The sequence below is a fragment of the Jongsikchunia kroppenstedtii DSM 45133 genome, assembly GCF_000380485.1.
GTDB lineage: Bacteria > Actinomycetota > Actinomycetes > Mycobacteriales > Mycobacteriaceae > Jongsikchunia > Jongsikchunia kroppenstedtii.
Window position 1 is genome coordinate 1 of sequence record NZ_AQYG01000016.1, and the last position, 7,101, is coordinate 7,101.

The following is a 7,101-nucleotide window of genomic DNA, read 5'->3' on the forward strand; positions in this document are numbered from 1 at the left end:
ACCACGCCGGACTGACCGACCAGACCCGCGCCCAATACAACGCACTGGTGCAGCAGCTGCGCGCCAATACGAAAGACGTGCAATCGGTGCACGACATCGAGCAACCGGTTCCGGGAGCGACCTCGCCACGGATCGACGCCGTCCAAGCCACCGACACTCACGGCCACCAACTATTCCCACACCGTCCGAGCACCGGGCCAGTGGCGTCCTGCCAACAGGACCGCCGGTAGCGTTACGAGCGCCGATTGAGGAGATCCATGCCAGCACCCATCAGACTGCCACCGCACTCCCCCGTGTGTATGGGTTGCGGGCCACAGAATTCCAGCGGCCTCCAGCTCGAGGTCTACCGCGACGCAGACCACGTCTACGCCGATCACTCTTTCACCGAAAAACATGCGGGCGGGCCGGGTTTGGCGCACGGCGGGGCAATCTCGGCTGCGTGTGACGACATCATGGGATTCACACTGTGGATCGCAGGTGCCCCCGCGGTCACGCGAACACTGACCGTTAAGTACCGCCGACCTGTGCCCCTGCACGTGCCAGTGCGACTCACCGCGTGGATCGACGAGAGCACCGACCAGATCCTGCACATCGGGGCGACTGGGACCGTAGAGGGCGAGACCTATTTTTCCGCCACCGGCGAGTTCGTCAAGGTCGGTCTAGCACACTTCCAGCGGTATGCAGATCCGTCCATCGTCGACAGCTTCTTCCTCAGCTTTCTCCGCCGGAAGTGAACCCCGGTTGTCGTCGCTTGTTGGCCCGGACATACGCTTCGAACTGCGACGAGGAGAGGGTTGATCGCGCGCTTCATACAAACACTGTTTGTAGCACGGCACTTGGGCCAGGCGTACGCGAGACGTCGTCCCGATCACCTATGAAGAAGTCGTGACGCCATCCGAGACAGGGTCCGTACGCGATTCCGGATAGTCGCGATAGTGGCGAGGCGAGCGGCCCGTCCATCGAGTGAAAGCGTGGGAGAAGCTCGTGACATCGCAGAACCCCAGTTCGGTCGCGACGCTGGTGATGCTCACTGTCGGATCGAGAAGCCGCACCATCGCCCGGTCGCACAGCACCGCCTTCCGTAGTTCCCGAAGCGTGGTCCCCTCGGCGGCGAGATGGCGCTTGAGTGTACTGGTCGAGACTGCCAACTCGGCCGCCACCCAGGCACTGTTCGCGCGCGACGGGTTCAAGGACAGAAGGTGACGCACGTGGTCCGAGAACGAGTCCGCTCGGCGTGCGTCGGTGACCTGACGGAGTTCGCCAATACCGCGACGATAGGAGATCGGGTCAGCGAAACGACAGACCTCCTCGAGGACATCGGTTGGGACGAACATGAAGGACGATTGGGCGTTGAAGACGAGCCGACCCGGCATCTCGGCGGCGCCGACTTCGTCCGACGGCGCGGGGAACGCCAGGTGTAACTCCACACGCGGAACCGTCGCCGCCAGCTTGTCCAGCAGCCGCAGTACCGCCAGTCCGCCGTAGGTTACTGCGAAGCAGTCCAGACCGTCGTCGCCGGTGCGCCCTCGTAACCCAATGACCAGGCCGCGGTCGCCCTGATGGAACTCGGTGCCGAGAGCGGTCGAGATCAGCGGCACGAACGTGAGCAGCTCAACCACCTCGGCCACCGAGCCAGCGCTGACCAGCGGCAGGCTGAGGGGACCGAATGACGTCAGCTGCGCTTGGGCCGCACACCGGACACCGAGCCGGAACCCATGGGTGTGATCCAGGTGCGGGAACACTTCGCGAAACCACCGCAGCGGAACGGGGGCGTCCTTGGCTATCAGTGCGGCGAGGTCGACTCCGTCGCGAGCCATGATTAGTCGGAAAGCCGCGTCGGCTTCGTCATCCAACGCGTGGTTGTCGAGCAATTGCGCGAATGCGAGCGACGGGACTCCCGACTTGTCTGGTCTCACGTGATCCAAAATAACAACCTTATGCAACATCAAATCATGGTTGTGCCGGTTCGAAGACGTCACGATATATGAGCTGTATCGCAAATACGATAAGGAGTCACGTATGGCAACTGTCACATATATCACACATGACGGAGACGACTACGAGGCCGAACTTGTGGAGGGCAAGTCGCTGATGCAAACCGCGGTCGACGAAGCGATCCCGGGTATCGACGGCGATTGCGGCGGAGAAGCGGCCTGCGGGACATGCCACGTCATCGTTGACCCCACGTGGATCACGACCGTGGGGCGCAGCGGCTCAGTGGAGGAAGCGATGTTGAGCATGCACCCCGAGCGGGAGGCCAATTCGCGGCTGTCCTGCCAGATGTCCGCGACCGAGGAGTGGGACGGCTTGACTGTTCGCCTGCCCGAATTTCAGCTCTGACCTGGCAAGAAGGGAGCGACCAACCATGAGCATCGCAACTACCATCGCTGAGAAGGCGCAGTCGATGATCCCGCTCGAAATGCAGATTCGTGGCGCGCACATGTACGACAAGACTCGTAGGATTGTCACCAGGACCGATGGTCAGAAGATCTTCACCGAGACACCGATCCCGCCGGTCGACGAGGTCGCACTCGCCGACATCGACCTTAGCAACCCATTCCTCTATCGCCAGGGCATGTGGCGGTCGTACTTCGAACGTGTCCGCAACGAGGCCCCGGTCCATTTCCGGCCAGAGAGCCCGTTCGGACCGTTCTGGTCGGTCACCCGGCATGCGGACATCATCGCGGTCGACAAGAATCACGAGGCGTTCTCCGCGGAACCGTTCATCATCATCGGTAAGCCGCCGCGCTTCATGGACATCGCGATGTTCATCGCGATGGATCCGCCCCAGCATGACAAACAGCGCGCGGCCGTCCAGGGCGTAGTGGCGCCGAAGAATCTGCGTGAGATGGAGGGGCTCATCCGCTCTCGCGTCCGCGAGGTCCTCGACGGACTCCCAGTCGACGAGCCGTTCGATTGGGTCAACGCCGTGTCGATCGAACTCACCGCACGCATGCTCGCGACCCTGCTCGACTTCCCCTATGAGGATCGGCACAAGCTGGTCGAGTGGTCCGATCTTGCGACCTCGATGGAGGAGGCGAACGGCGGCCCGTCGGACAACGACAAGGTCTTCCGCGAGATGGCCGCGATGGCGCAGGGTCTGAGTTCACTCTGGCGGGACAAGGCGGCGCGTACCGCCGGTGGTGAGGATCCGGGCTTCGACCTCATCACCATGCTGCAGAGCAACGACGACACCAAGGACCTCCTCGACAATCGGCCGATGGAGTTCCTCGGCAACCTCGTGCTGCTGATCGTCGGCGGCAACGACACCACCCGCAATTCGATGAGTGGCGGAGTCCTGGCCCTCAACCAGTATCCTGACCAGTTCGAGAAGCTCAAGGCCAATCACGACCTCATCCCCAACGCGGTCTCGGAGATCATCCGATGGCAGACCCCGCTGGCATACATGCGCCGAATCGCCAAGAAGGACGTGATTCTCAACGGCCAGTTCATCCGCAAGGGTGACAAGGTCGTGATGTGGTACGCCTCGGGCAACCGCGACGAGCGCGTGTTTGACCGCCCGGACGAACTCATCATCGACCGGTCGAACGCGCGCAACCACATCGCGTTCGGGTTCGGCGTGCACCGCTGCATGGGCAACCGGCTCGCCGAGTTGCAGCTGCGCATCCTGTGGGAGGAGCTTCTCGTGCGCTTCGACGACATCGAGGTCGTGGGTGAGCCGGAGTACGCCCAGTCGAACTTCGTTCGTGGGATCAGCAAGATGATGGTCCGCCTGAGCCCCAAGCAGGACAAGTGACCGCTGACACGATCGTCATCGTCGGCGCAAGCCACGCCGGGGCACAGCTCGCGGGCAATCTCCGCAAGGAGAAGTGGGCCGGTGACATTGTCCTGGTCGGCGACGAGGGCAGACTCCCCTACCAGCGTCCACCGCTATCCAAGGCATACTTGGCCGGCGCCTCAAAGCTCGATGATTTCGCGATCCGAGGGCGTCAGTTTTACGAGAAGCAGCGGATCGAACTCGTCGACGGGTCTGCGACATCGATCGACCGTTCCGCGCACACCGTCTCCCTCGGTAACGGAGATGTGCTGCCCTATTCGATGCTGGCCCTGTGCACCGGCGCGCGCGCCCGCGCGCTGCCGGTGCCGGGTGCCAACCTGATGGCCGTGCACTACCTGCGTACCGCCGCCGACGTCGAGGCCATCCGCGCCGCGGCCGTCCCGGATTCCAAGGTCGTCATCGTCGGCGGCGGCTATATCGGTTTGGAGACGGCGGCCTCGCTTCGCGCCCTGGGTGTGCACGTCACCGTTCTTGAGGCGGCAGGACGCGTACTTGAGCGGGTGACCGCGCCGGTGGTCTCGACGTTCTTCGATCGAATCCACCGCGCGCAGGGCGTCGATGTGCGGACCAGCGCAGTAGTCGAGGCATTTCGCGGGGACGAGCGAGTTGAAGAGGTGGTCCTGGCCGGGAACGAGACTCTGGCCGCGGACTTCGTCATCGTCGGGGTCGGCGTCATCCCGAACACGGATCTCGCCTTGGCCGCGGGCCTCGAAGTCGATAACGGCATCGTCGTCGATGAAGGCACTCGCACCAGTGATGTAGACATCGTCGCCGCCGGCGATTGCGTCAACCACCACATCGCACGATACAACCGTCGCGTTCGCCTCGAATGTGTAGCAGCGGCGACCGAGCAGGCAAAGGTAGCGGCAGCGACGATCAGTGGCAACGAATCCGGTCTCGCCACGCTGCCATGGTTCTGGTCCGACCAATACGATCTGAAGCTGCAGATCGCCGGGCTCAGCACCGGGTACGACGAGGTCCTGGTCAGCGGTGACCCCGACCACGACCGCGACTTCACCTGTTACTACTTCAGCGACGGTGAACTGATCGCGGCTGACTGCGTCAACAGACCGAAGGATTTCATCACGGCGAGGCGCGCGATCGCGCAGCGTTCGTCAGTCGACAAAGCCGACCTAATAGGAGCCACATCATGACCACGTCACGCGCGACAGGAGCCAGGCCGACGGCAGCGTTGGCGAGTTCACGCTTCCTCGACATCGACCACTCCTCTGTGCAGGCCTTCACGCGCGATGCCGTCGGCGCCGCGAACAGCGACCGGGACAAGGCCCGCCGCCTGTTCGCTGCGGTGCGCGACCAGATCCGCTACGACCCGTACACAGTCTCCGACAACCCCGAGCACTACCAAGCCAGTCATGTGATCGAGTCCGGGCGCGGATACTGTGTTCCCAAAGCGGTGGTGCTCACGGCCGCGTTCCGCGCTGCGGGGTTCCCGGCCCGGCTCGGCTTCGCTGACGTCCGCAACCACCTGCAGACTGACACGTTGCGCGAACTGATGGGAACCGACGTCTTCGTCTTTCACGGCTACAGCCACGTCTACATCCAGGGACGGTGGTTCAAGGCAACGCCCGCGTTCAACTCCGAACTATGCGCGCGGTTCGGTGTCGCTCCGATCGACTTCACCGGTGACGAGAACGCGTTGCTTCACGCGCACTCCGCAGACGGTTCCACGCATATGGAATACGTCCGCGAGAGAGGCGTCTTCAACGACCTGCCTCTCGACGACATCCTGGCCGGCTTGAAGCACGCCTACGGCCCACTGATCTTCTCAGGACGTCCAGCCCCGGCGGACGTATTCCAGGAGTAGGCCCTGGTCTGTGCGCGAACTCCGCATCGTGACCAGCCCGCCCCCGCGAGCAACCCTCACATCACCGGCAGGGCATCTGGGACCCTGCCAGTGTCGACCATCAAGGAGTCCCATGCCTGTATACGGCTCGTCGGCGATCGATATGTACCCACACCGGATGGGCGGACACTGCGGTTCCGGCGCGATGCGCGACCTTTTGGAGTGGAACGGTCTGGGCTATGGCGGTCCACCCGACGAAGGTCTGGTGTTCGCTCTGGGTGGGGCCCTCTCCCTCACCTATGTGCGGTCTGACGCCCTCACTCCGCCCGTCTACCTGGTCGGACGCGGTCCCGATTTCGAAGTGGACCTCCCTCGCCGTCTCGGTGGTGCCGTCGAGGTGGTGTCCACCGACGATCCCGAGCACGGGTGGGCGATTCTCCGAGAGGAGATCGATTGCGGTCGTCCAGCGCTCGTGTGGGCGGAGATCGCCGAGCTTCCTTACCTCCGGGTCCAGTTGCGCATGAGCCGCCACGACATTGTGATTGTCGGATATGACGATGAAGCGGGTATCGCATTCGTCGCAGACAACGATCGCGCGGAGCTCCAGCAGGTCCCACTGGAAGCTCTCGCACGCGCGCGACGCTCGACCTCGTTCCCCGAGCCGACCCGACACTCGCTGTTCCGCATTAATTGGCCACGGACTCTGCCTTCCTTATCAGCCGTGGCCGCAGAGGCATTCGCGCAATCCGCGTCGAACCTGCGCGTCCCGACGGGCTCGACGATCGCCGGCCCCGCAGCACAGGGGTCTCACGGACTGGAAGCGGCCAGTACCCTGGCATCCGACGTGGCGACCTGGGGAACCCTTGCCGACGATGAACTCGAGGTGCATCTGTTCAGCCTGGGCGCGTTCATAGAGAAGGCAGGCACCGGCGGCGGGCTGTTCCGGTATCTCCTCGCGAAGGGTTGCGACGAGATCGCCCGTCTCACTGGCGATCGCGCAACCGCCGACCTCGCGATCGACGCACACCGCGCGGCAGCGGCGTGGACAGCAGTCGCAAGAGTAGCCGTTCAGAAAGGCCTTACCGCCACAACACTGCATGCTGAGGTAGTCAAAGCCGCCGCAGTCCTACCGAAAGTGGAGGCGAATCTTGCCGCGTCATTGCACAGCGCCGCCGAATCCCTCAAGTCGGCGTGACGAAAACCTGCAGTCACGGGACATTGTGCGTGGAACGATCGCAAGCAGCGACCAACCCGAGAGCGCGCACGGGCCTCGATCGGGAATCCGTCGGTGGTTCATTCCGCCTGATCAGCGATTTCGTCACGATGACGAATCACTTACAAGGATTTCGCGGCTCAATAACTCGTTTGCATGGTCCTGGGCGCCGACCGCCCCCGGCCAACCGCGCTGACCCACTTCTCCCGCCGGCCAGCCGCACACGCCACAACCGTGCGCAAGCGAACCGAAAACACCTGCGCCACTACCGAACCCAATCATCGC

8 protein-coding genes are annotated in these 7,101 nt (G+C 63.3%); 7 read left to right on the forward strand and 1 reads right to left on the reverse strand.

Annotation, left to right across the window (positions count from 1 at the left end; all coding sequences use genetic code 11):
* The coding region (locus tag G341_RS24005; protein ID WP_043449913.1) for a hypothetical protein at positions 1 to 230 on the forward strand (230 nt) is incomplete at its 5' end.
* A 27-nt stretch (positions 231 to 257) separates the two neighbouring features.
* On the forward strand, positions 258 to 734 hold the full coding sequence (locus G341_RS0100205; RefSeq protein ID WP_026303070.1) for a PaaI family thioesterase: 477 nt from the start codon (positions 258 to 260) through the stop codon (positions 732 to 734).
* Positions 735 to 872: 138 nt separating this feature from the next.
* On the opposite strand, the gene G341_RS0100210 is transcribed toward G341_RS0100205, so the two are convergent.
* Positions 873 to 1,916: an AraC family transcriptional regulator gene (locus G341_RS0100210; protein ID WP_018177093.1), complete on the reverse strand. Its 1,044-nt coding sequence runs from the start codon at positions 1,914 to 1,916 to the stop codon at positions 873 to 875.
* 103 nt (positions 1,917 to 2,019) lie between these two features.
* Between G341_RS0100210 and G341_RS0100215 the strand changes: the two genes are divergently transcribed.
* The 5 genes from G341_RS0100215 to G341_RS0100235 all read left to right on the forward strand — a co-directional run bounded on the left by G341_RS0100215 (position 2,020) and on the right by G341_RS0100235 (position 6,798).
* The gene (locus G341_RS0100215) at positions 2,020 to 2,340 is read left to right on the forward strand and encodes a 2Fe-2S iron-sulfur cluster-binding protein (RefSeq protein WP_018177094.1); all 321 of its coding nucleotides are present in this window, start codon (positions 2,020 to 2,022) and stop codon (positions 2,338 to 2,340) included.
* Positions 2,341 to 2,365: 25 nt separating this feature from the next.
* Positions 2,366 to 3,757 (forward strand): cytochrome P450, encoded by a 1,392-nt coding sequence (locus G341_RS0100220; protein WP_018177095.1) that lies wholly within the window; start codon positions 2,366 to 2,368, stop codon positions 3,755 to 3,757.
* Complete coding sequence (locus G341_RS0100225) at positions 3,754 to 4,953, forward strand: NAD(P)/FAD-dependent oxidoreductase (protein ID WP_018177096.1); 1,200 nt, start codon at positions 3,754 to 3,756, stop codon at positions 4,951 to 4,953. The genes G341_RS0100220 and G341_RS0100225 overlap by 4 nt, the downstream gene beginning before the upstream one ends.
* Positions 4,950 to 5,624, forward strand: coding sequence for a transglutaminase-like domain-containing protein (locus tag G341_RS0100230; protein WP_026303071.1), 675 nt, complete (start codon positions 4,950 to 4,952; stop codon positions 5,622 to 5,624). The genes G341_RS0100225 and G341_RS0100230 overlap by 4 nt, the downstream gene beginning before the upstream one ends.
* Positions 5,625 to 5,736: 112 nt before the next feature.
* Positions 5,737 to 6,798 (forward strand): BtrH N-terminal domain-containing protein, encoded by a 1,062-nt coding sequence (locus G341_RS0100235; RefSeq protein WP_026303072.1) that lies wholly within the window; start codon positions 5,737 to 5,739, stop codon positions 6,796 to 6,798.
* The last annotated feature ends 303 nt before the right edge of the window (positions 6,799 to 7,101 follow it).

What these genes read in the sequence shown, in the direction of transcription:
- G341_RS0100205 (WP_026303070.1), top strand. Translation starts at nt 258, where the DNA reads ATGCCAGCACCCATCAGACTGCCACCGCACTCCCCCGTGTGTATGGGT.
- G341_RS0100215 (WP_018177094.1), top strand. Translation starts at nt 2,020, where the DNA reads ATGGCAACTGTCACATATATCACACATGACGGAGACGACTACGAGGCC.
- G341_RS0100220 (WP_018177095.1), top strand. Translation starts at nt 2,366, where the DNA reads ATGAGCATCGCAACTACCATCGCTGAGAAGGCGCAGTCGATGATCCCG.
- G341_RS0100230 (WP_026303071.1), top strand. Translation starts at nt 4,950, where the DNA reads ATGACCACGTCACGCGCGACAGGAGCCAGGCCGACGGCAGCGTTGGCG.
- G341_RS0100235 (WP_026303072.1), top strand. Translation starts at nt 5,737, where the DNA reads ATGCCTGTATACGGCTCGTCGGCGATCGATATGTACCCACACCGGATG.